Raw genomic sequence first — 23,115 nt, 5'->3', positions numbered from 1 at the left:
TCACAAATTTTGTGTACGACGCCGGTCCACTGTGGGAGCGGGCTTGCCCGCGAAGGGGGCCTTGAGCCCTACGAATACCTCAGAGCCGGCCGTATTCCTGCGCCGTACGATCCACCGCTTTCAAGGTCTTGCCCACCAGTTCGTCAATCTCTTCACGACTGGCAATCAAGGCCGGCGCCATGATCATCCGCCCCAGGGTCGAGCGAATGATCACCCCCTCTTCAAAACCGATCGTGCGGCAGCGCCAGGCCATGTCGTTCTCATTGGCGAAGCGCTTGCGCGTGGCCTTGTCTTCGGCCAGTTGCAACGCCGCGACCATGCCCGTGCCCTGGATATCCCCCACCAACGGGTGATTGCCGAACACCTCGCGCAGGCACTGTTGCAGGTACGGGCCGATGTCATCCTTGACCCGCGTCACCACACCTTCATCGCGCAGGGCCTTGAGGTTGGCAATCGCCACCGCCGCCGCCACCGGGTGTCCGGAATAGGTCAGGCCGTGAGCGAACACACCGCCCTGCTCCACCAGCACGTCGGCCATTTTCTTCGACAGGATCAGGCCGCCCATCGGGATGTAACCGGAGGTCAGCCCCTTGGCGATGGACAGGGTGTCCGGTTCGAAACCGAAGTATTCGTGAGCGAACCATTCGCCAGTGCGACCGAAGCCGCCGATCACTTCATCGGCGCACAACAGCACGTCGTACTTGCGGCAGATGCGCTGGATTTCCGGCCAGTAGCTTTCCGGCGGGAAGATCATTCCGCCCGCGCCCTGGAACGGTTCGGCGATGAACCCGGCGACCTTGTCGGCGCCCAGTGCGAGGATCTTCGCTTCCAGTTGCTGCGCCGCCCGCAAGCCAAATTCAGCCGGCGTCAGGTTGCCTTCGTGGGCGAAGAAATACGGCTCGTCGATGTGCGCGATGTCGGGAATCATCCCGCCCATTTCGTGCATGAATTTCATACCGCCGAGGGCCGTCGCCGCCAGGGTCGAACCGTGATAGCCGTTCCAGCGGCCGATCATGATTTTCTTCTCGGGCTTGCCCAGCACCTGCCAGTAACGGCGCACGGTACGGATCAACACCTCGTTGGCTTCGGAGCCGGAGTTGGTGTAGATCGCGTGGCTGTAGTGCCCCGGCAGCAGGCTGAACAGCAGTTCGGAGAGCTCGATCACCTGCGGGTGGGTGGTGTGGAAAAACATGTTGTAGTACGGCAACTGCTCCAGCTGCCGGCTCGCGGCGGCGTTCAGGTCCTTGCGTCCATAGCCGAGGTTGGTGCACCACAGCCCGGACATGCCGTCGAGGTAGCGCCGACCGTCGTTGTCCCACAAGTGCAGGCGTTCGCCGCGCACCATCACCCGTGGGCCTTCGTCGTTGAGGGCCTTCTGGTCGACGAACGCATGAATGTGGTGCGCTGCATCGGCGGCCTGGTAGTCGCGGGTTTCACGTGAGGTGGTCATCGCCGGATCTCCTTTTTTGTTGTGAGCGGCTGTCATGAGCGCAGTTGAAACCAGGTGGTTTTCAACTGGGTGTATTTGTCGAACGAGTGCAGCGACAGATCGCGGCCGAAACCGGACTGCTTGCCGCCGCCGAACGGCACGGTCACGTCCAGCGCATCGACGCTGTTGACCGACACCGTACCGGCTCGCAATTGCCGCGCCACCCGATGGGCGCGGTGCAGATCGTCAGTCCACAGCGACGCCGCCAGACCGTAGACGCTGTCGTTGGCCAGTTGCAAGGCGTGGGCCTCGTCATCGAACGGAATCACCGCCAGCACCGGGCCGAACACTTCTTCGCGAAACAGGGTCATGTGCGGCTGCACGTCGGTGAAAATCGTCGGCTGAACGAAGTTGCCCGAACCGTTGAAACTCAGTGGCTGACCTCCGCAGACGCGGGTCGCACCTTCGCGTTCGGCCTGATGGATGAAGCGCAGAATGCTTTCGGTCTGACGGGTGTCGACAATCGCCCCGGCGGCACTTGCCGGGTCCAGCGGATCGCCCGGCTGCCAGCGTTCGGCCTGGGCCTTCAGTCGCTCGACGAACTCGTCATGAATCGAGCGCTCCACCAACAATCGCGAGTTGGCCGAGCAGACTTCGCCCTGATTGAAGAAGATCCCGAACGCGGCTTTCTGCGCCGCCAGATCCAGATCCTTGCAGTCGGCGAACACCAGATTGGCGCTCTTGCCGCCGCACTCCAGCCACACCTGCTTGAGGTTCGACTGCGCGGAGTACTGCATGAAATATTTGCCGACCTGGGTCGAGCCGGTGAACACCAGACAATCGACATCCGGGTGCAGCCCCAGGGCTTTGCCGGTCTGCTCACCAAGCCCCGGCAGCACATTCAGCACACCGGCCGGCAACCCGGCTTCCAGCGCCAGCTCGGCCAGACGCAAAGCGGAGAACGGTGATTGCTCGGCGGGTTTGAGAATGACCGAGTTGCCCGCCGCCAGCGCCGGCGCGAGTTTCCACGCGGCCATGTCCAGCGGGAAGTTCCACGGCACCACGGCTGCGACCACGCCCAGCGCTTCGCGGGTGATGGTTGCCAGCACATTCGAGGCGCTCGGCGCGACCTGATCGTAGAGTTTGTCGAGGCTTTCGGCGTACCAGCGAAACACCCCGGCGGCACCCGGCACGTCGATGTTGTAAGCGTCCGTCACCGGTTTGCCCATGTTCAGCGAATCGAGCAGCGCCAGTTCTTCGCGATGGGTCAGAATCAGATCTGCCAGCCGCAGCAAGACTTGCTTGCGCTCGGTCGGTGAACGCCCGGCCCAGGTGCCGGCCTCGAATACTTCGCGCGCATTGCGCACCGCCGCGTCGACATCCTCTTCACCGCACGCGGCGACATTTGCCAGCAACTGGCCGGTGGCCGGGTTGATCGCAGCAAAAGTCTGGCCCGACTGCGCGTCACACAGCTTGCCGTCGATCACGGCCTGGTACGGATAGCTCAATTCAGCGGCCTTGCGCTGCCAGTCTGCAAGTTCGAACACGGTGGATGCTCCTTGGACTTTTATTCTTTTATAAACGGCTGCAGTCGATAGTCGCTCAGGCCGGCGCGAGCCAAAACCAGTAAAAATGTCTTCGCAGACAATAAAAAAGGTAACCAGCCGGTGGCCCCCTCGCGCGCGTATGGGGCTATTGTTCAGGGACAAAAAAACCGCCGACAGAACGGAGGCCGGCGGCGTACAAATTGCTTGGATGTGAAATCCGTTCGTTCTGAGGTTCCCGTGGCCGCTTACAACCTGCGTCAGTTGAAATACTTCATCACCACCGTCGAATGCGGCAGCGTCGCCGAGGCTTCGCGCAAGCTGTACATCGCGCAACCGGCGATCTCCACGGCGATCAAGGGGCTGGAAGACAGCTTCGGCGTGCAACTGCTGATCCGCCATCACGCTCAGGGCGTATCCCTGACGCCGAGCGGCGCGCGGTTCTTCCGCAAGGCCCAGGAACTGCTGCGCATGGCCAAGGAGTTCGAACAGAACGCCCTCGCCGACAACGACGTGGTGGCCGGGCAGATCGATATCGGCTGTTTTGAAACGGTGGCGCCGCTGTACTTGCCACAACTGATTGCCGGCTTCTCGGCGCTGTATCCGGGAGTGAAGATCCGCATCCGCGACGGCGAACAACAGGAACTGGTGCAAGGCCTGACCTCGGGCACCTTCGACCTGGCGATCCTGTACAAGCACGACCTCGACGCCACCATCGAAACCGAACCGCTGATGCCGGCCCAACGGCCCTACGCCCTGCTCCCGGCAGATCACCGCTTCGCCCAGCTCAAGCAGGTTTCGCTGCGGGACTTGTGCCTGGAGCCGATGATCCTGCTCGACGTGCAACCGAGCCGCACCTACTTCGTCAGCCTGTTCGAAGAACTCGGCCTGTCGCCGCGCATCGAGTTCAGCTCGCCGTCGATCGAAATGGTGCGCGGCATGGTCGGCCAGGGTTTCGGCTTCTCGATCCTGGTCACCCGCCCGCATTCGGAATGCACCTACGACGGCAAGAAAGTCGTGTGCGTGGACATCGTCGAAGACGTCACCGGCTCAGGTCTGGTAGCGGCATGGCTCAAACGCGGGCAACTGACCAAACCGGCGCAGTTGTTTGCCGATTATTGCCGGGAGCAGCTGACGGCGAAGGCGAATGTTTGAAAGCTAAAAATCAAAAGATCGCTATCAGCGACCGCTGATCGCTAAATCGACCTACCTGTTATTTCTGACAGTAGACGCGCCAACTGAGAAGGGGCTTGATGTAACCGGACTGCAATGGCCGGTGTAAGGCTGTGACCATGTATTTGACCAGTCCTCACATTAATTAATGTAGGGAGTCAAATGTCATGAATGACGATACCCAATCCAACACCCCTTCCTTCGCAGACGCGAAACCACTTGGCCCGGAGGATAACCCCTTCATTAGCGAGCTTTATGCATTGCTGGAACGGTATGGGAACACCGACCGTTTTGGAGTTGTCTTGCTACATGATCATTTCTCAGTGAAGGAAGATGAAATCCTGCTGGAAACCAATGACCCTCAGGCTCGTACTCTCCACCTGGAAGTCGTTAAGCGTGAGGATTTGTCAAAGGGGAAATTCACCAGTTGGCGCCTGCGCGGGGCGGGTAAGGTCGTGGGACTCACCTTCTGTGGACGAGCTTGCTACATGTGATGGAGTGGTCCCTGCACGAACCAGATGACCAGGCATCCCGTCTTGCATTACCAGGCGGGTTGCCAATCATCGCTGAATATCATGTACCTCGCGGTTTAGCCCGGGCAGTGGCTTCGGCCACCAGCGGGTCATCCGGCCAGTAATGCTTCGGATACCGCCCCTTCAGATCTTTCTTCACCTCGGCATAAGTGCTGCGCCAGAAGTTGGCCAGATCCTGCGTCACCTGCACCGGCCGCCGCGCGGGCGACAGCAGGTGCAGTTTGACCACTTGCCGGCCGCCGGCGATGCGCGGGGTATCGGCGAGGCCGAACAGCTCCTGCAAACGCACGGCGAGAATCGGTGGCTGTTCGCTGTAGTCGAGGCGAATCGACGAACCTGACGGCACGCTCAAGTGATGCGGCGCCTGTTCGTCGAGTTGTTGCGGCAGTGGCCATGGCAGCAGATTACGCACGATGCTCGACAGGTCGAGGTTGGCGAAATGGCTGAGACGCGAGACCTTGCCCAGATAAGGCATCAGCCAGTCTTCGAGGGTTTTCAGCAACGTGGCGTCGCTGACATCCGGCCATTGGCTGTCGCCCTTGGCGTCCAGATCGAGCTGGCGCAATAAGGCGACTCGCGCCTGCCATTGACGCAATTCCGGGGTCCACGGCAGCAGCTCAAGTCCCTTGCGTCGCACCAGATTGACCAGTGCCTGACTGCGGGCGTTTTCGTCGAGACCGGTCAGCGGTTCGCGGCTGAGGATCAATTCGCCGACCTTGCGCTGCCGCTCGGCCCGCAGCACGCCTTCGCGCTCGTCCCAGTCCAGTTGATCGACGGCGTGCACCTGTTCGGCCAGCACTGAGTCGAACAGCGCCGGATCGAAATCCGCCGCCAGATAAATCCGCTCTTCGCGCTGGCCCTGACGGCTGCCGAGGTCGGCGATGACGATCCATGGTTCCTTCATCAGGCTGTCGGCTTCGGCGAACAACGCCGCTCGGCCATTGGCCAGACGATATTCGGCACCACCGGCACGCCGCTGCTGGGCGACGCGATCCGGGTAGGCCAGTGCCAGCAAGGCGCCGAGCCAGCGTGGGTGATCGGGATCGCTGACCGGTTCGCTCGGCTGACCACGCAGATAACCGCGATATTGCCGCGCCAGTTGCCGGGCGCGCTGCACGCCGCCCTGAGCGCCCCGGGCCGCGCGTTCTTCGCCGGACAGCAGCACCAGACGACTGTGCAGATCCGCCCCGGCGCCGCGCAAGATATCCCGCTCGCCGAGCAGTGCTGCGACATCGCACGCCATGGTCGCCAGACCCAACGCCTGACCGCGCAACAGCAGATGAGCGATGCGCGGGTGGGCCGGCAATTCAGCCATGGCCTGACCGTGACGATTCAGGGTTTCACCGTCCAGCGCACCGAGGCGCTGCAACAGATCCTGAGCCTGTGCATAAGCGGCTACCGGCGGTACGTCCAGCCAGATCAGATCACTCGGCGCCACGCCCCAGCGTCCGAGCTGCAAAGCCAGTCCAGCCAGATCCGCCGAGAGGATTTCCGCACTGCCATAGGCCGCGAGTTGTTCGTGCTGATCCTGCGACCACAGGCGATAACACACGCCCGGTTCCAGACGCCCGGCCCGACCCGCGCGCTGGGTGGCGCTGGCTTTGGAGATCCGTTGAGTGTCGAGGCGGGTCATGCCGCTGCCCGGGTCGAAACGCGGCACCCGCGCCAGCCCGGCGTCGATCACCACGCGCACGCCGTTGATGGTCAGGCTGGTCTCGGCGATGTTGGTGGCCAGCACCACTTTGCGCTGGCCCGCCGGGGCCGGATCGATGGCGGCACGTTGGGCATTCAGGTCGAGTTCGCCGTGCAACGGGCAGAGCAACACGTCGCTGCGCTCACCGATGGCGTCCGACAGTTGCTGATGGACACGGCGGATTTCCGCTTGCCCCGGCAGGAACACCAACAGGCTGCCGGTTTCATCGTGCAGGGCTTCGAGCACCGTTTGCGTGACGCGCTGATCGATGTATTCGCCGGGCTGGAACGGCCGGCCCCAGAGCATCGTCACCGGGAACATCCGGCCTTCGCTGCGCAGGATCGGTGCATCGTCGAGCAAACCGGCCAGACGTTCGCCTTCGAGGGTGGCGGACATCAGCAGAATCTTCAGCGGTTGTTCAGCTCGAAACAGTTCGCGACCGTTCAGACTGAGGGCCAGCGCCAGATCGGCGTCGAGACTGCGTTCGTGAAATTCGTCGAAGATCAGCAGGCCCACACCCTCCAGCGCCGGGTCGTCCTGCAAGCGCCGGGTGAGAATGCCTTCGGTGACCACTTCGATGCGTGTGTTGGGGCCGACCTTGCTGTCGAGGCGGATGCGATAACCGACGGTTTCACCGACCTTCTCGCCCAGCTCGCTGGCCAGCCGTTCCGCCGCTGCGCGGGCGGCCAGCCGACGGGGTTCGAGCATGAGAATGGTCTGCCCGTTCAGCCATGCTTCATTGAGCAGGGCCAAAGGCACGCGGGTGGTTTTACCAGCACCGGGCGGTGCTTCGAGCACGGCTTCATGGCGTGTCGCGAGGGCTTCACGCAGGGCGGGTAAAACGTCATCGATCGGCAACGAATTCATACTGGCTCCAAAACAGAGGGCCGAGTATAACGGCGAACTGCCAGGCGTTCGTCAGGGTCTTAACTTCACACGATGACGCTTCGTTAACAGATGACTCAGGAGATTCCCATGCGCTTACCTTTTCGCCTGATCGGCGGTGTACTGGTTGCCACCCTGCTCACTCAGATCACCGCGTGCGGTTCGATTTTCTATCCCGACCGGCGCGGTCAGATCGACGGCAAGATCGACCCGGCGATTGCCGTGCTCGATGCCGTGGGCCTGTTGTTCTATATCCTTCCCGGCGTGATCGCGTTTGCCGTGGACTTCACCACCGGCGCGATCTATTTCGAACCGGGCCGCACGGCGCAGGTCGATCCGGCCAAGCTCAAACAAGCCATCGGCCCGGACGGCCAGGTCGATAACCTCAAGTTGCAGGCTATTCTCGAAACAGAACTGGGCCGCAACCTGCCGCTGGACGACCCGCGCCTGATCCAGCACAAGGGCAGCACCCAGCAACTGGCGATGTTCGGCCTGCAACCTGCCGCATAAGGAATCAACGCACCCATGACCACAAGCCCCGAACACGCCCGCCTGCTGCGGCTGGCGACCCGCGCCTCGGTGGCGGTGGCCTGTACGCTGATCATCGCCAAAGCCATCGCCTGGTGGCTGAGCGGTTCGGTGAGCATGCTCGCCGGCCTCACCGACTCGGCCCTCGATGGCGTCACTTCGTTGCTCAATCTGCTGGCGGTGCACTACGCGCTGCGCCCGGCGGATGACGATCACCGTTATGGCCACGGCAAGGCCGAATCCCTGGCGGGCATGGCGCAGGCGCTGTTCATTGGCGGCAGTGCGGTGCTGATTGCGTTTCAGGCTTATGAACGCATTCAGCAACCGGAACCGCTCGGCGCGCCCTGGATCAGCATCGGCGTGATCGTGTTTTCGCTGGTACTGACAGCGGCGCTGTTGATGTTGCAGCACCGGGTGATCAAGCAGACCGGCTCCAACGCCGTGCGCGCGGACTCGCTGCATTACCGTTCGGACATGTTGCTCAACGGCAGCATCCTGATCGCCCTGATCCTGGCGGGTCTGGGCTTTCATCAACTGGATGCGTGGTTTGGTCTGGGGATTGCCGTGTACATCCTCTGGAGCGCCATCCAGATAGCCCGGGAAAGTTTCTCGGTGCTGATGGATGAAGAGCTGCCGGTGGATGTCAGTCAGCACATGCTCGAACTGGCGTGCGGCGTGCCGGGTGTGCTGGGCGCCCATGACCTGCGTACGCGGATTTCCGGCAATCACTGGTTCGTCCAGTTGCACCTGGAATTGCCGGCGGAGCTGACGCTGTCAGTCGCTCACGGCATCAGCGATCAGGCCGCCGATGCGATCCACGCCGCTTACCCACGGGCCGAAGTGCTGGTGCACGCCGACCCGCAGGAAGTGGTGAAAACCGCCAGGGCTCAGTAGTTGACCTGATAACCGCGGCTGCTCAGGCAATTGCCCTGGGCCTGACGGTAGGCCTGCACCACTTCGGGTGCGGGCTGATAGGTCGCGGTGCGCGGATCGAAACCGCTTTGCTGCACCGCGTATTGGTAGCACTGGTAGCCGTCCTGCTGGACCTGCTCCGGCGACTGGCCGTTGGCCGGATAGGCTTCCACGTCATAACCGTTGCTGGTCGGTTGCGGAGGCTGCTGCACCGGCGGCTCGACCACTACGTAATCCTGGGTCGCTTCCTGATAGGCGTAATACGAGCCTGCCGCCAGGAACAACAGCGAACCGCCGATCCACACTTCGCGGGCGTAATCCGGCAGGTACTGGATGCGGATCCCCCGTGGCGGCTGAACCACGACATATCGCGGACCTTGCGGGCGATACCAGTAGCCGCCGGAGAAGAAATAATCCTGGCCACGATACGGCACGCGGAAGTCACGATCCGGGAAACGGTCGATCACATGGCCCGGCCGATATTGCGGGCCGGGGCCCCAACCGTTGCCATGCCCGTCGGGGCGACCCGGCCAGCGACGGTCATCGGGCCGGTTGCCGGTCTGCCAGTTCTGGTGGTAGCCATTCTGCGGGCGCTCGTCGCGGTAGTAGCCCTGACGCGGTTCCTGGGTCTGGCGCACGGTGTCGGGACGCGGCTGGATCGGCAGGCTGTTGGCCGGCAGTTGTGGTGGCGGTGGCGGCTGGCGGACCGGGTTGGGGTTGTAGGCCGGACGGTTCTGGTCGTGGTTCTGCCACTGCCCATTGTTGTGCTGCTGACCGTTGTGCTCGAACTGGCGGCTGTTGTCGCCGCGAATGATCTCGTTGTTCTGCGGCCGCGGCTGATTCTGCTGCGGCTGGTTTTGTGGACGTGGCTGGTTGTTGCCTTCACGGCCTTCGTTGTGGCCCTGATGTTCCCGCTCGCGACCGCCACCCTCGGGGCCGCGATTCTGCGGCTCATCGGCCAGCGCCTGGGCGCAGACACTCACACACAGCAAACCTACACTGGCCAGACGCCAGATACGCGACTTCATGAAATTCCTCACTGCGGGCCGGACCCTGTAATTAAGAGGGTTTGTAGCTAAGACCGGGAATGGGCACACCGGGTTCTGCAACAGGTTATCAGTCACGCCATTTATTTATTGAGCGAGCGAGGCCAAATTGCGGGCAAGAAAAAAGGGAGACCCGTCGGCCTCCCTTCTAGAGAACTTCGTCCTGGCTCGACGCTTTTGACGTCGGCTCACCTCACGCCGTCTTCTGGACAGTGTGCAGCTCGGGGGCCGGCACGTCCCCGGTGGGGGCGGCGGCCGCGGCGGGCCTGATTGGGCGGGCCGCAGTGGACTGTGTTACCGAGCAGTGATTCTGGTGATAAGAATAGGCCTGAGGCCGCGACAGATGATTGCGAAGATTGCTCAATTAAACATCACTTGCGCAATTTTTAACCCTGGATAGATAATCCGCCGCAATAGTTAGAACCAAGGACCGTTTGATGAGCAAACTCGACCGTTACGACCTGAGCATTTTGGCGGAATTGCAGCGCGACGCCCGCATCTCCAACCAGGAACTGGCCGAGCGCATCGGTCTGTCGCCCTCCCCGTGCTCACGCCGGGTCAAGCAACTGGAGGACGACGGCTACATCTCGCGCCAGGTGGCCCTGCTGGACCGCAAGATGCTCGGCCTGAGCCTGACCGCCTACGTACTGATCGGCATGGACCGGCACACACCGGAGCGTTTCGAGAACTTCGAAGCGGCGATCCGCACCTTGCCGCAGGTGCTTGAATGCAGCCTGGTGACCGGGGTCGATGCCGACTATCAACTGAAGGTCGTGGTGCCGGACATGGATCACTATCAGAAGCTGCTGCTGGGGCACCTGACCCGGATCGAAGGCGTGACCAGCGTGCGCTCGAGTTTTGTGCTGAATCAGGTACTCAACAGCACCGAGCTGCCGCTGACTCATTTGCGTAGCTGAAATCGACGAATGACTGCGGCACACCGACGCAGGTCAATGCTGCGTCGTTCGCCGCTGGCGTATACTCCCGGCCGCCCTTTCAGCCGCACAGCGCCGGAGATGCCCGATGGATCCAGCAGTATTTGAAGAGTGGATGATGACCGGCCTGGTCAGCATCCTGATCATTTTCATGGGTTTCATCGTCTGGGATCTGGCGAAGAAGTCCAAGGCCGGGCGCTTCGGCTCGTTCATTCTGTTCTTCGTGCTGGGCCTGGGCGTGGCCGCGTTCATCATCAAGAGTGTGGTGATCGGCCTGATCGAATCCGGCGCCTTATAAGCGCGCCGGCACTTCTTTCCACTGGCCCTGATCGAGCCCTTCGATCGTCCAGTCACCAATCCTGACCCGCACCAGCCGCAACGTCGGCAACCCTACCGCCGCCGTCATCCGCCGCACCTGGCGGTTGCGCCCTTCGCGAATCACCAGTTCCAGCCAGGTTGTCGGAATGGTCGCGCGAAAGCGTACCGGCGGATTGCGCGGCCACAGCTCAGGCTCATCCAGTTGCCGCGCTTCGGCGGGCAAGGTCATGCCGTCATTCAATTCGACACCGTCACGCAGGCGCTGCAACTGCTCGGCCGTCGGCACGCCTTCGACCTGCACCCAATAGGTTTTCGCCAGCTTGTGCTTGGGGTCGGCGATCCGCGCCTGCAACTGGCCGTCGTTGGTCAGCAACAGCAAACCTTCGCTGTCACGATCCAGCCGCCCGGCCGGGTAGATGCCCGGAACATCGATGTAATCCTTGAGCGTCGCCCGCCCTTCGCCGTCGCTGAACTGCGTCAGCACATCGAACGGTTTGTTGAAGAGAATCAGCTTCGGCTCGGCCGGTGGCGCCTTGGCGACACGGCGCGGGGCTGAAGAAACTGGCTTCGCGCCGGGACGGCGGGAAGGTGGACGTTGAGGACGGGACATGGCGAAAAGAACATCTAACGGTCAGGACTGCTAATGCTAGTAGCCCGACCGTTAAATGACCATCGACAAATCAGCGGAACGGCGGTTCGTCGAAGCTGCGCAGTTTGCGCGAGTGCAGCGAGTTGAGTTCGGTGCGCAGCAGGTCCACCGCTTCGATACCGATCTTCAAGTGCTGGCTGACCGCGCGCTCGTAGAACGCGTTGGCCGAACCCGGCAGCTTGATTTCACTGTGCAGCGGTTTGTCCGAAACACACAGCAACGTGCCGTACGGCACCCGCAGGCGATAACCCTGGGCGGCAATGGTGCCGCTTTCCATGTCCACCGCCACGGCGCGGGACAGGTTGATCAGCGGTCGCTCCTGGGCCCAGCGCAATTCCCAGTTACGGTCGTCGTAGGTCAGCACGGTGCCGGTGCGCAGGCGCTTCTTCAGCTCTTCGCCCTTCTCGCCGGTGATGTTGGCCGCTGCTTGTTGCAGTGCCAGTTGCACTTCGGCCAGGGCCGGGATCGGAATATTCGGCGGCACCACCCGGTCGAGAATCCCGTCGCGACGCATGTAAGCGTGAGCCAGCACATAGTCGCCGATGGTCTGCGACTGACGCAGGCCACCGCAGTGACCGATCATCAGCCAGCAATGCGGACGCAGCACCGCGAGGTGATCGGTGATGTTCTTGGCGTTGGACGGGCCGACGCCGATGTTCACCAGGGTCACGCCGTGGCCATCGCTGGCGATCAGGTGATAGGCCGGCATCTGGTAGCGGTGCCAGACCACACCGGCCGCAATCGCCGAGGCTTCGCCGTGATCCATGCCCTTTTCGATGATCACGTTGCCCGGCAGCACCATGCGCACGAAGCGCGGGTCGCGGCGCAGTTGCTCAAGGCCATGGACGATGAACTGGTCGACATAACGGTGGTAGTTGGTCAGCAGGATCCACGGCTGCACATGGCGCCAGTCGCTGCCGGTGTAGTGCACCAGACGACGCAGCGAGAAGTCGACGCGGGCCGCATCGAACAGTGCCAGCGGCAGTGGATCGGTGTTTTCCCAGTCATAGAGACCATCGGCGATGCCATCGGTGGCGGCGGACAGGTCGGTGCTCGGGAACACTCGCGCCAGTACGGCGGCGGTGACGCCGGAGCCGGCCAGTTCATCGCCCTGCTCGACCACGTAAGGGTACGGAATGTTCTGCTCGCTGACCCCGACTTCCACGGTCACGGTGAAGTCGTGCATCAGCGGCGTGAGCTGCTCCAGCAGGTATTTGCGAAACGCCGCCGGGTGGGTGACGGTCACGCTGTAGGTGCCCGGCAGCTGCACCTTGGCGTAGGCGCGGGTGGTCTGCGGGACTTCGCCCTGGCAGTGGTAGGTCAGACGCAGTTCGGGATAACGGAACAGGGCACGTTGCTCGGCGTCGGGCTCGACGCGGTCCTTGAGATAACGCTTGAGCGCCGAGTTCAGCGCCGTGGTGGCCCGCTCATGCAGCTCGGCCAGACGATCCACGGCTTGTTCGGCGGTTTGAACGACAATAAACGCTTCGGTCACGATCAGCTTCCTGTGTTCTGACTTGCAGAGCTTCATCTTGCCTGCATCGTGGCTTCACGGAAACAGTGGCGTTGTGGCTATTCATCAATCTGACAGGTACATAAGGGCCCTGTGGGAGCGGGCTTGCCCGCGAAGGCGTCAGCACAGCCAACATTGATGTTGAATGCACCGGCCCCTTCGCCAGCAAGCCCGCTCCCACAGGGTGTTTTAGAAACCTTGCGGCGTCGAACGGGCGACGATGGCTTCGACATCCAGCCCACGGGGCAACGCGCCGTAGACCCGACCGCCCCCGCTCAGGCGACTGGCAATAAACGCATCGCTGACCGCCGAATTCCCGGCCTCCAGCAACAGCTTCGCTTGCAACCCCAGAGCGATGTCTTCGGTCAGTTGCCGCGCACGGTATTGAATGTCGCTGGTGTCCTTGAACGACGCCTGCAACTGCTGGATATGCGCTGCAAGACGTTTGTCGCCATGGCCGTCGCCCAGTTCGTTGAACAGCACATCCAGCACACCCGGCTCTTTCGACAGTGCGCGCAACACATCGAGGCATTGCACGTTGCCGGAGCCTTCCCACGTCGAGTTCACCGGCGCTTCGCGGTACAGGCGCGGCAGAATGCTGTCTTCGACATACCCGGCGCCGCCCATGCATTCGGCCGCTTCGTTGATCATCCCCGGCGCGCGTTTGCAGATCCAGTACTTGCCCACCGCCGTCACCAGTCGGGCGAATTGCGCTTCATGGCGATCATTCAGATGATCCAGAGCCTTGCCCATACGCAGGCTCAACGCGAGCGCGGCTTCGCTTTCCAGCGCCAGATCGGCCAGCACGTTTTGCATCAGCGGTTGCTCGCTGAGCAATTTGCCGCCGACCTTGCGGTGGGCGCAGTGATGGCTGGCCTGGGTCAGGGCCTGACGCATCAGCGAGCTGGAACCGACCATGCAATCGAAGCGCGTCATGGCCACCATCTCGATGATGGTCGGCACGCCGCGCCCTTCTTCACCGACCATCCACGCCAGCGCGCCACGGAATTCCACTTCGCTGGACGCGTTGGACTGGTTGCCGAGTTTGTTTTTCAGGCGCTGGATGTAGAACTGATTGCGCGTGTCGTCCGGGCGATGGCGCGGCAGCAGGAAACAGGTCAGGCCCTTGTCGGTCTGCGCCAGCGTGAGGAACGCATCGCACATCGGCGCCGAACAGAACCACTTGTGACCCACCAGCTCATAAGCCTGACCCGGGCCGCTGGCCCCGACCGGATAAGCCTTGGTGGTATTGGCCCGCACATCGGTGCCGCCCTGTTTCTCGGTCATCGCCATGCCAATGGTCACGCCCGCCTTGTGGGCCATGCCGACATTGCGCGGGTCGTATTCGGTGGCGAGGATTTTCGGCAACCACTGTTCGGCCAGATCCGGCTGCAAGCGCATCGCGGGGACACTGGCGAAAGTCATGGTCAACGGGCAACCGCTGCCGGCCTCGGCCTGGCTGTGCAGATAGCTCATGGAGGCTCGGGCAACATGGGCACCATCCTGTGGATGGGCCCAGGGCAACGACGTCAGGCCATGTTCGATAGCCGTGCGCATTAGCTCGTGATACGCCGGGTGAAACTCCACCAGATCGATGCGATGACCGTAGCGGTCATGACTGGCGAACACCGGTTTGTTCTGGTTGGCGAGGAACCCGGCCTCCATCAGCGGCCCGCCGGCCAATGCGCCGTAGGCATCGATCCGCGACTCGGCCCAGCCGGCGCCGAACCGCCGCGACCACTCCTGCAACGGCAGGTCGATGCGGTACAGGTTGGTGCCGTCCAGCGACGGTGGCTGGTTGGTCACTTCGTGGGTTTCGGCGAACTGATGCAGGTTCATGACGGGGCTCCTTGATCGGCCAGAGCTTCAGTTAAGCACCGCCTCCGGACCGATCAAAGTGTCATATCGGCCTAAATGCCGGCGCTTTCACCCTGTCAGCAACTCAATACCCGCCGCTGCATCGCGACCTGCAAGTCTTCGAATTTCACCGGTTTGCTCAGGTAATCGATCGAGCCGGCGGAAGCGCAATGCTCTCGATCCGCCCCCAGCGCGATCACGAACACCGGCAGGTTGGCGCAACCCGGCAGGTCGTGGATCTGGCAACACAGCGACGCACCATCGAGCGGCGGTAACTGGCAATCGATCAGCACCGCATCGAACGCTTCGCGCTGCAGGCATTCGAGGGCTGCGGCACCGTGGTCGGCGGTGCGCACGCGGAAACCGAGCTTGAGCAACATCCCGCGCATCACCAATTGATTGACGCTGTTGTCGTCCACCAGCAACACGGTGCAGTCCTGCGGTGCGCGTATCGCATCGCGAACAAGCGCCGGCGCGGCTTCGACGGCGGGCAACTCGAACTCGACGTCCAGCTGGAAACGACTGCCGCGTCCCGGCTCGGAACGGTGCGTGAGTTTGCCGCCGAGCAATTCCACCAGTTGTCGGCAGATCGCCAGACCGACGCCCAGGCCGCCGTATTCGCGAGTCATGGAACCGTCGAGCTGGAAGAAGCGCTGATACAGCGTGGCTTCGCCCAGATCGGTAAAGCCGATGCCGGTGTCGATCACCGCAAAGGACAGCGCCAAGCGATTGTCCGTCGACGGTTTGCCAGTAACCCGCAAAGCGAGACCGCCGACGCGGGTGAACTTGATCGCGTTCTCCAGCAGGCATTCCAGGCATTGCGCGAGTTTGGCGCTGTCGCCATGCAGGCGGTCCGGCAGGGTCGGCAGCACGTCGACCTTGAAGTCCAGCGACTTGCTCGACGCATTGCCGTCGAACTGCACGCGCAGCGCCTCGACCACCGCCCGCAGGCTGAAACTGCCCGGCGTTGCCTTGAGCTTGCCGGCCTGCAATTCGGTCAGGGTCAGGATGCCGTTGACCATGCGCATCATGTCCCGGGCCGAACCGGCGGCGGTCTGCTGGTATTGCTCCAGTTCCGGGTCCAGTTCGACGGTCTGCATCAACTCGAGCGAGCCGATCACCCCGTTCATCGGCGTGCGCAGTTCGTGGGTCAGGGTCGCGAGGAACTCGTCCTTGAGCTTGTTGCTGTGGGCCAGTTGCTGGTTGAGCACTTCGAGTTTCTGGCCGGCGTCGAACAGAGTCTGCGCCTGTTGTTCACGCATCGCGTTGATGCGGTCGGCCAGCGCCAGCGACAGCAGCGCCACTTCGATGGCCGAGCCGATCTGGCTGGCGTACATGGTCAGGAACACGTTAGGCAGAAAACCCAGGACCATCATCGTGTTGACGATCCCGCCGAGCAGAAACGCCGACCAGGCGATGATGAAGTAGCGCGCCACGCGCAGACCGCGCCACCACGCGAGAATCCCGGCGGCGAAGATCACCACGGTAAAGGTCAGCGCCAGGGTAGTCGCCAGGCGTAAAGCCAGGGCGTAACTGGTCATCAGCGACAGACCGATAACCAGCGCGCCGAACACGATCAGGGCGATCAACAGCCGGTCGAGCCAGCGGCTGTGGTTTTTGGTCTGCAGGAAGCTGCGGGCGAACTGGCTGCCGAACAGACCTGCGCAACCAATGAAGAATGGCGTCGAGGCGTTGGTCCACCATGGATTGTCCGGCCAGAAATACTCGACCGCCGCGCCATTTACCGACAGCTGATAAAGGCCGAACGAGCCGATATAGAAGATGTAATAGAGGTAACTGGTGTCGCGCACGCTGAGGTAGATGAACAGGTTGTAGACCAGCATCCCCAGCAGTACTCCATAAATCAGGCCCAGCACATACAGGCGCACCGGTTGGTCTTCGAGGTACGCGGTGCTCGACCACAACGTCACCGGCGCCTGGATCGAGCCTTCACTGGACAACCGCAAGTAGACGGTCTGTTGCTGATCAGGCTTGAACGTGAGGTTGAACAGGTAGTTGTTCTGCCGGATCTCGCGACTGGCGAACGGCAACGCGTCCCCGGTCTGGCGCACCAGGCGATAGTCGCCGGCGGCATCGGGCAGATACAGATCGAGGTGATCGAGCGGCGGATAGGCCAGCTCCAGCAGCCAGGTACGCTGCGCCGCCGGATTGCTCGGACGATAATGCAGGTCGATCTTCAGCCAGAACGCCGAGCGCGAGTAACCGGCATTGAGCGTGGCTTTATCGTGTTTTTTGAATTGTCCGGCAGCGGCCTGCGCGCGGACGTCGGCAATGCTCGCCTGACCGCTCGGGTCTTCGAACACTTGCAGGGATCGACCCAGGGGGAGGCTCTGGGTGAACTCGTCGAACTCGACGGCGTTTGCCAGGAGGGGCAAACAGAACAGCAACATCAACAAATAGCGCATTGAAGCCCCAGCGTGGCTTGTCCGGTTGTGTCAGGAAGCCCCCCATTCCCTTTGAGATGACGTAAAACCGGTATTACCTGTTATTGGTTTGGATCCACTCTAGCATAGCCGTTGATGGCCATTGAGCACCATGGAAATTTTTCTGACAAAGGCTCTAGAACGGGCGTTTCAGAGCAAAACACCGAGCTAGAGCTGTTGGCTTGGTCAGATTGTTACAACCCTTGCGGATCCGGTTATCGAGGTTATCGGCCAAGCGCTGCGCCACAACACCCGAAAAACAGGTTTGGTGGTAAGCTCGCGCACCATGAATATCTACAGCTCCCGCCCCGTTGTCCTCTGTCTCTCCGGCCACGACCCCAGTGGTGGCGCCGGCCTGCAGGCAGATATCGAAGCCCTGCTCGCTCAGGGTTGCCATGCGGCTCCGGCCGTCACCGCCCTGACCGTGCAAGACACCGTCAACGTCACTGACTTTCGCGTCCTCGACCGTGAGTGGGTACTGGCCCAGGCCAATGCCGTGCTCAACGATTCCGAAGTCGCGGCAGTGAAACTGGGCATGCTCGGTTCCCTGGAAATGGTCGACACCGTTGTCGAACTGCTCCAGGCGCACCCGCACTTGCCGGTGGTCTGCGACCCGGTGCTGCGCGCCGGCGGCGGCGGACGCCTGGGCAAGGACGAAGTCGGCTACGCCATGCGCGAACGCCTGCTGCCGCTGTCGATCATCGCCACCCCCAACCTTCCCGAAGCCCGGATCCTCGCCGAACTGCCAGAAGGCACCGCGGACGAGTGTGCTGAAAAACTGTTGCCGTTCATCAAGAACCTGCTGATCACCGGCGGCCACGGCGACGAAACCGAAATCCACAATCGCCTGTACAGCCGTGACGGCCTGCGCGAAACCTTCAAGTGCCAGCGCCTGCCGGGCAGCTACCACGGCTCCGGCTGCACCCTGGCCAGCACCCTTGCCGGTCGACTGGCGCAGGGCGAAAACCTGGCCAGCGCCGTGCGTACCGCGCTGGATTACACCTGGCGCACCCTGCGCGATGCCGAACAGCTGGGCAAAGGCCAGTTCGTGCCGCGTCGCCTGCCGCTGGATTTCTGCTCGTAACGTCGTGAGGTCTGCCTGATGAAACTACGTGGCCTGTACGCCATTACCGACGGTCCATTGCTGGCGGGCAAGTTTCTGCCGTACGTGGAGGCGGCGCTGGAAGGCGGCGTCACTCTCCTGCAATACCGCGACAAGAGCAGCGACGAAGCCCGCCGTTTGCGTGAGGCCGTGGCCTTGCGTGATCTGTGTGAACGCTACAAGACCCAGTTGATCATCAACGATGACGCTGAACTGGCCGCACGCCTGAACGTCGGCGTACATCTGGGCCAGACCGACGGCCCGCTGTCGCCGACCCGCGCTCTGCTCGGCTCGAAAGCGATCATCGGATCGACCTGCCACGCGCAACTCGAACTGGCCGAACAGGCCGCCAAAGAAGGCGCGAGCTACGTCGCCTTCGGTCGCTTCTTCAATTCCAACACCAAGCCCGGCGCGCCGACCTGCAGCCTCGACCTGCTCGACGAGGCCAAACGCACTTTGCACCTGCCGATCTGCGCGATTGGCGGCATCACCCTCGACAACGCCGCGCCGCTGGTGGCCCACGGTGTCGATCTGCTGGCCGTGGTCCATGGCCTGTTCGGCGCCGACAGCACCGCCGAAGTGACCCGCCGCGCCCGCGCATTCAACGAATTACTAAAAGTCTGAGAGCCCGATCATGTCTCGTTCCGAAACCCTGTTTGCCAACGCCCAGAAACACATTCCCGGTGGCGTGAACTCGCCGGTTCGCGCGTTCAAGAGCGTCGGCGGCACGCCGCTGTTCTTCAAGCACGCCGAAGGCGCCTACGTCACCGACGAAGACAACAAGCGTTATGTGGATTACGTCGGTTCCTGGGGCCCGATGATCCTCGGCCACAGCCACCCGGACGTGCTGGACGCTGTGCGTAACCAGTTGCAGCACGGCCTGTCCTACGGCGCGCCGACCGCGATGGAAACCGAGATGGCCGACCTGGTCTGCTCGCTGGTGCCGTCGATGGAAATGGTGCGCATGGTCAGCTCCGGCACCGAAGCGACCATGAGCGCAATCCGTCTGGCCCGTGGTTTCACCGGCCGCGACAGCATCATCAAGTTCGAAGGCTGCTACCACGGTCACTCCGACAGCCTGCTGGTCAAGGCCGGTTCCGGTGCACTGACCCAGGGCGTACCAAGCTCGGCCGGTGTGCCGGCAGCATTCGCCAAACACACCCTGACCCTGCCGTTCAACGACATCGACGCCGTTGAAAAAATGCTCGCCGAAGTCGGCCAGGACGTCGCATGCATCATCGTCGAGCCGGTAGCCGGCAACATGAACTGCGTGCCGCCGGCGCCGGGCTTCCTCGAAGGCCTGCGCAGCCTGTGCGACAAGCACGGCGTGGTGTTGATTTTCGACGAAGTGATGACCGGTTTCCGCGTGGCCCTCGGCGGCGCCCAGGCTTACTACGGCGTGACCCCGGATCTGACCACCTTCGGCAAGATCATCGGTGGCGGCATGCCGGTCGGCTGCTTCGGCGGCAAGCGTTCGATCATGGAGCGCATCGCACCGCTGGGCCCGGTCTATCAGGCAGGCACCCTGTCGGGCAACCCGCTGGCGATGGCCGCCGGCCTGACCACCCTGCGTCTGATCAGCCGTCCGGGTTTCCACGCCGAGCTGACCGACTACACCACTCGCCTGCTCGACGGCCTGCAACAACGCGCTGACGCAGCGGGCATTCCGTTCGTGACCACCCAGGCCGGCGGCATGTTCGGTCTGTACTTCAGCGGCGCTGACGACATTGTTACTTTCGAAGATGTGATGGCCAGTGATGCAGCGCTGTTCGGTCGCTTCTTCCACCTGATGCTCGAAGGTGGCGTATACCTGGCACCGAGCGCATTCGAAGCCGGTTTCACCTCGATCGCCCATGGCGAAGCGGAACTGAAACTGACCCTCGACGCCGCCGAGCGCGCGTTCGCCAAACTGAAGTAATGGCTTGATCGCTGACGTTGGCCATTGCCAGCGTCAGCTTTCACCTACATTCCAGCGTTTTCTCCGACGCTTCTGCCAAAAATCTCCCGCAAACCGGGTGATATATTCCCCACACAGCAGAAAATCGAGTAAAGACTTTGTAAGGTGGCCCCTGCTTATTTCATAATGCGCGCTTATTGGATCCCTCGACGGGTCCGCGCGCCCTTCAGAGGTAAGTCGATTCCCATGAACCGCACCGGCCGCACCCTTACCTTGGGCTGCCTGTTGCTCCTTCAGCCGCTGCTCGCACATGCACAAGCAGGCGGCAACTCGTTGTTGATCCCGGCGATGGGTCGCTGCACCCTCAATACTCAGCCGCAAGATGTCACGCAGGCCCTCGCCGCCTGCCAAAAGGCAGCGGATGAAGGGGATGCGCAAGCGCAATACGAGTTGGGTGAGTTCTACTACGACGGCAAGAATGCGCCGCGCGACCTCAATCAAGCCCTGAGCTATTTCGAGAAGGCCTCGCTGCAAGGCCACGCCCAGGCGCAATTCAAGCTCGGCACCATGTTCTTCCACGGCGAAGGCGTGCAGGCCAACAACATTCAGGCTTACATCGTGCTGAAGATGGCCGCAGTCAACGGCGCCGAAGACGCGCTCGACACCGCCGACGAAGTGTCTGAAAAAATGTCCCGCGAAGACCTGGAAACCGCAACCCAGGTGCTCGGGCAAATTTTCCGCAAATACCTGATGGAACTGCAGAGCGCCGACGGGCGCACACCGTTCTCGCCCCTGCCGTAGCTTCTGTCGTAGCGCCTTTTCCCGCCCCGCTTACTTCTCGGGCATCGGTACCGGGAACGGCATGACATTGCCAACACCGCCACGGGCTTCGCTGATTTTCGGCGTGCCGAGGCGTTCCACTTCGTCGATGCGCACGATCGAATGCATCGGCACAAAGCTGCGCACCACGCCTTCGAACTGTGCCTTGAGCTTCTCTTCGCTCGGGTCGACGACCACCTGGGTGCGCTCGCCAAAGACGAACTCTTCCACTTCCAGGAAGCCCCACAGATCACTTTGATAGATCTGCTTGGCGTACATTTCGAACACCTGGCCCTGGTTGAGGAAAATCACCTTGTAGATTGGAGCTTCGCGTTTGGTCATGGCGGGCGGACAACACATCGGGGTAAAAATGAGGGCGCGAACTATAGCATAGCCACCGGACGCGCAACGGTAGGAACCTGGGGACATGTTCCCTATAATGCGCGGTTCTTTGAACCACGTGACGACCCTATTCCATGGCCAAGAAGCTTTACATCGAAACCCACGGTTGCCAGATGAACGAGTACGACAGCTCGCGCATGGTCGATCTGCTGGGCGAACACCAGGCCCTGGAAGTCACGGCGCGGGCAGAAGACGCCGACGTGATTCTGCTCAATACCTGTTCGATCCGCGAACGCGCCCAGGACCGGGTGTATTCCCAGCTCGGCCGCTGGCGCGAACTGAAACTGGCCAACCCGGAGATGGTCATCGCCGTCGGCGGTTGCGTGGCCAGCCAGGAGGGCGCGGCGATCCGTGATCGCGCCCCGTACGTTGACGTGGTGTTCGGCCCGCAGACCCTGCACCGGCTGCCGGAAATGATCGACGCCGCGCGCATCAGCAAGCTGCCGCAAGTGGACGTCTCGTTCCCGGAAATCGAAAAGTTCGACCACCTGCCCGAGCCGCGCATCGATGGCCCGAGCGCTTACGTGTCGGTGATGGAAGGCTGCAGCAAGTACTGCACGTTCTGCGTGGTGCCTTACACCCGCGGCGAAGAGGTCAGCCGGCCGTTCGACGACGTGATCGCCGAGATCATCCACCTGGCCGAGAACGGCGTGCGTGAAGTGACCCTGCTGGGGCAGAACGTCAACGGCTATCGCGGCCTGACCCATGACGGTCGCCTGGCGGATCTGGCCGAACTGATCCGCGTTGTCGCGGCGGTCGATGGCATCGACCGCATCCGCTACACCACGTCGCATCCACTGGAGTTCTCCGACAGTCTGATCCAGGCCCACGCCGAAGTGCCGGAACTGGTGAAGCACCTGCACTTGCCGGTGCAGTCCGGTTCGGACCGGATCCTGGCGGCCATGAAACGCAACCACACGGCGCTGGAGTACAAATCCAAACTGCGCAAACTGCGCGCGGCGGTGCCGGGTATCTGCATCAGCTCGGACTTCATCGTCGGCTTCCCGGGGGAAACCGAGAAAGATTTCGAACAGACCATGAAGCTGATTGCCGATGTCGGCTTCGACTTTTCCTACTCGTTCGTCTACAGCCAGCGTCCGGGCACCCCGGCGGCCGACCTGGCCGACGACACCCCGGAAGAACTGAAGAAAGAACGCCTGAACGCCTTGCAGCACCGTTTGAATCAGCAAGGCTTCGAGATCAGCCGACAAATGGTCGGTTCAGTCCAGCGGATTCTAGTGACCGATTATTCGAAGAAAGACCCTGGCGAGCTGCAAGGGCGCACCGAGAATAACCGTATCGTCAACTTCCGCTGCGATAATCCGACCCTGATCGGCCAGTTCGCCGACGTGCATATCGACGCGGCACAACCGCACTCGCTGCGCGGCTCGCTGATCCAGTAACACCGCAAGGAGACCGCGCCAGAGGGCTGAATC

At 62.1% G+C, this 23,115-nt stretch carries 20 protein-coding genes; 11 read left to right on the top strand and 9 right to left on the bottom strand.

The genetic code is table 11. From position 1 onward, the window contains the following. Nucleotides 1–79 precede the first annotated feature (79 nt). Nucleotides 80–1,450 carry an aspartate aminotransferase family protein gene (locus M5B98_RS19480; RefSeq protein WP_248743679.1) on the bottom strand — a complete coding sequence of 457 codons (1,371 nt, stop codon included), beginning with the start codon at nucleotides 1,448–1,450 and terminating at the stop codon, nucleotides 80–82. Between the two features lie 32 nt (nucleotides 1,451–1,482). Then, nucleotides 1,483–2,976: an aldehyde dehydrogenase gene (locus tag M5B98_RS19475; RefSeq protein WP_248743678.1), complete on the bottom strand. Its 1,494-nt coding sequence runs from the start codon at nucleotides 2,974–2,976 to the stop codon at nucleotides 1,483–1,485. 237 nt (nucleotides 2,977–3,213) lie between these two features. Between M5B98_RS19475 and M5B98_RS19470 the strand changes: the two genes are divergently transcribed. Both M5B98_RS19470 and M5B98_RS19465 read left to right on the top strand, forming a co-directional pair. Further along, on the top strand, nucleotides 3,214–4,128 hold the full coding sequence (locus tag M5B98_RS19470) for a LysR family transcriptional regulator (protein WP_248743677.1): 915 nt from the start codon (nucleotides 3,214–3,216) through the stop codon (nucleotides 4,126–4,128). Between the two features lie 185 nt (nucleotides 4,129–4,313). Continuing rightward, on the top strand, nucleotides 4,314–4,640 hold the full coding sequence (locus M5B98_RS19465; RefSeq protein ID WP_248743676.1) for a hypothetical protein: 327 nt from the start codon (nucleotides 4,314–4,316) through the stop codon (nucleotides 4,638–4,640). 79 nt (nucleotides 4,641–4,719) lie between these two features. Here M5B98_RS19465 and hrpB read toward each other — a convergent pair whose 3' ends face one another. Further along, the gene (hrpB, locus tag M5B98_RS19460; RefSeq protein WP_248743675.1) at nucleotides 4,720–7,239 is read right to left on the bottom strand and encodes an ATP-dependent helicase HrpB; all 2,520 of its coding nucleotides are present in this window, start codon (nucleotides 7,237–7,239) and stop codon (nucleotides 4,720–4,722) included. Between the two features lie 108 nt (nucleotides 7,240–7,347). Between hrpB and M5B98_RS19455 the strand changes: the two genes are divergently transcribed. Further along, nucleotides 7,348–7,767, top strand: a complete 420-nt coding sequence (locus M5B98_RS19455) for a polyribonucleotide nucleotidyltransferase (RefSeq protein ID WP_192552408.1) — start codon at nucleotides 7,348–7,350, stop codon at nucleotides 7,765–7,767. Between the two features lie 15 nt (nucleotides 7,768–7,782). Further along, nucleotides 7,783–8,679 (top strand): cation diffusion facilitator family transporter, encoded by an 897-nt coding sequence (locus M5B98_RS19450; protein WP_248743674.1) that lies wholly within the window; start codon nucleotides 7,783–7,785, stop codon nucleotides 8,677–8,679. Here the strand turns inward: M5B98_RS19450 and M5B98_RS19445 are convergent. Then, nucleotides 8,673–9,725: a DUF6515 family protein gene (locus M5B98_RS19445; protein ID WP_248743673.1), complete on the bottom strand. Its 1,053-nt coding sequence runs from the start codon at nucleotides 9,723–9,725 to the stop codon at nucleotides 8,673–8,675. The genes M5B98_RS19450 and M5B98_RS19445 overlap by 7 nt on opposite strands. Before the next feature lie 455 nt (nucleotides 9,726–10,180). Between M5B98_RS19445 and M5B98_RS19440 the strand changes: the two genes are divergently transcribed. Continuing rightward, nucleotides 10,181–10,660, top strand: a complete 480-nt coding sequence (locus M5B98_RS19440) for an Lrp/AsnC family transcriptional regulator (RefSeq protein WP_007909658.1) — start codon at nucleotides 10,181–10,183, stop codon at nucleotides 10,658–10,660. Nucleotides 10,661–10,766: 106 nt separating this feature from the next. Continuing rightward, nucleotides 10,767–10,976: a DUF2788 domain-containing protein gene (locus M5B98_RS19435; RefSeq protein WP_003228500.1), complete on the top strand. Its 210-nt coding sequence runs from the start codon at nucleotides 10,767–10,769 to the stop codon at nucleotides 10,974–10,976. Here M5B98_RS19435 and M5B98_RS19430 read toward each other — a convergent pair. The 4 genes from M5B98_RS19430 to M5B98_RS19415 form a co-directional block, all read right to left on the bottom strand. Continuing rightward, nucleotides 10,971–11,606, bottom strand: a complete 636-nt coding sequence (locus tag M5B98_RS19430; protein WP_248740497.1) for a pseudouridine synthase — start codon at nucleotides 11,604–11,606, stop codon at nucleotides 10,971–10,973. The genes M5B98_RS19435 and M5B98_RS19430 overlap by 6 nt on opposite strands. A gap of 70 nt (nucleotides 11,607–11,676) precedes the next feature. Next, nucleotides 11,677–13,176 carry an AMP nucleosidase gene (gene amn, locus M5B98_RS19425; RefSeq protein ID WP_162130486.1) on the bottom strand — a complete coding sequence of 500 codons (1,500 nt, stop codon included), beginning with the start codon at nucleotides 13,174–13,176 and terminating at the stop codon, nucleotides 11,677–11,679. 171 nt (nucleotides 13,177–13,347) lie between these two features. Next, nucleotides 13,348–14,997 (bottom strand): acyl-CoA dehydrogenase family protein, encoded by a 1,650-nt coding sequence (locus tag M5B98_RS19420; protein ID WP_114885722.1) that lies wholly within the window; start codon nucleotides 14,995–14,997, stop codon nucleotides 13,348–13,350. A gap of 95 nt (nucleotides 14,998–15,092) precedes the next feature. After that, nucleotides 15,093–17,441 carry a hybrid sensor histidine kinase/response regulator gene (locus M5B98_RS19415; protein WP_248743672.1) on the bottom strand — a complete coding sequence of 783 codons (2,349 nt, stop codon included), beginning with the start codon at nucleotides 17,439–17,441 and terminating at the stop codon, nucleotides 15,093–15,095. Between the two features lie 304 nt (nucleotides 17,442–17,745). Here M5B98_RS19415 and M5B98_RS19410 point away from each other — a divergent pair, with 304 nt between their 5' ends. From M5B98_RS19410 to M5B98_RS19395, 4 genes are all read left to right on the top strand, one after another. Further along, a complete protein-coding gene (locus M5B98_RS19410) occupies nucleotides 17,746–18,543 on the top strand; it encodes a hydroxymethylpyrimidine/phosphomethylpyrimidine kinase (protein WP_085712267.1) in 798 nt (265 codons plus the stop codon). Between the two features lie 18 nt (nucleotides 18,544–18,561). Continuing rightward, on the top strand, nucleotides 18,562–19,185 hold the full coding sequence (gene thiE, locus M5B98_RS19405; RefSeq protein WP_248743671.1) for a thiamine phosphate synthase: 624 nt from the start codon (nucleotides 18,562–18,564) through the stop codon (nucleotides 19,183–19,185). A 10-nt stretch (nucleotides 19,186–19,195) separates the two neighbouring features. Continuing rightward, complete coding sequence (hemL, locus tag M5B98_RS19400; RefSeq protein WP_085712269.1) at nucleotides 19,196–20,479, top strand: glutamate-1-semialdehyde 2,1-aminomutase; 1,284 nt, start codon at nucleotides 19,196–19,198, stop codon at nucleotides 20,477–20,479. Nucleotides 20,480–20,704: 225 nt separating this feature from the next. After that, complete coding sequence (locus tag M5B98_RS19395) at nucleotides 20,705–21,259, top strand: tetratricopeptide repeat protein (RefSeq protein ID WP_248743670.1); 555 nt, start codon at nucleotides 20,705–20,707, stop codon at nucleotides 21,257–21,259. Between the two features lie 30 nt (nucleotides 21,260–21,289). Here M5B98_RS19395 and M5B98_RS19390 read toward each other — a convergent pair whose 3' ends face one another. Further along, the gene (locus M5B98_RS19390) at nucleotides 21,290–21,619 is read right to left on the bottom strand and encodes a DUF1820 family protein (RefSeq protein ID WP_007958692.1); all 330 of its coding nucleotides are present in this window, start codon (nucleotides 21,617–21,619) and stop codon (nucleotides 21,290–21,292) included. Nucleotides 21,620–21,753: 134 nt separating this feature from the next. Between M5B98_RS19390 and miaB the strand changes: the two genes are divergently transcribed. Beyond that, nucleotides 21,754–23,082, top strand: coding sequence for a tRNA (N6-isopentenyl adenosine(37)-C2)-methylthiotransferase MiaB (gene miaB / locus M5B98_RS19385; RefSeq protein ID WP_248743669.1), 1,329 nt, complete (start codon nucleotides 21,754–21,756; stop codon nucleotides 23,080–23,082). Nucleotides 23,083–23,115: the final 33 nt, after the last annotated feature.

This window comes from Pseudomonas sp. MWU12-3088 (assembly GCF_023242405.1).
In the GTDB taxonomy this organism is placed as follows: domain Bacteria; phylum Pseudomonadota; class Gammaproteobacteria; order Pseudomonadales; family Pseudomonadaceae; genus Aquipseudomonas; species Aquipseudomonas kribbensis.
Note: the sequence above shows the minus strand (reverse complement) of the source record. Positions and strands in the feature narration are given on the sequence as shown.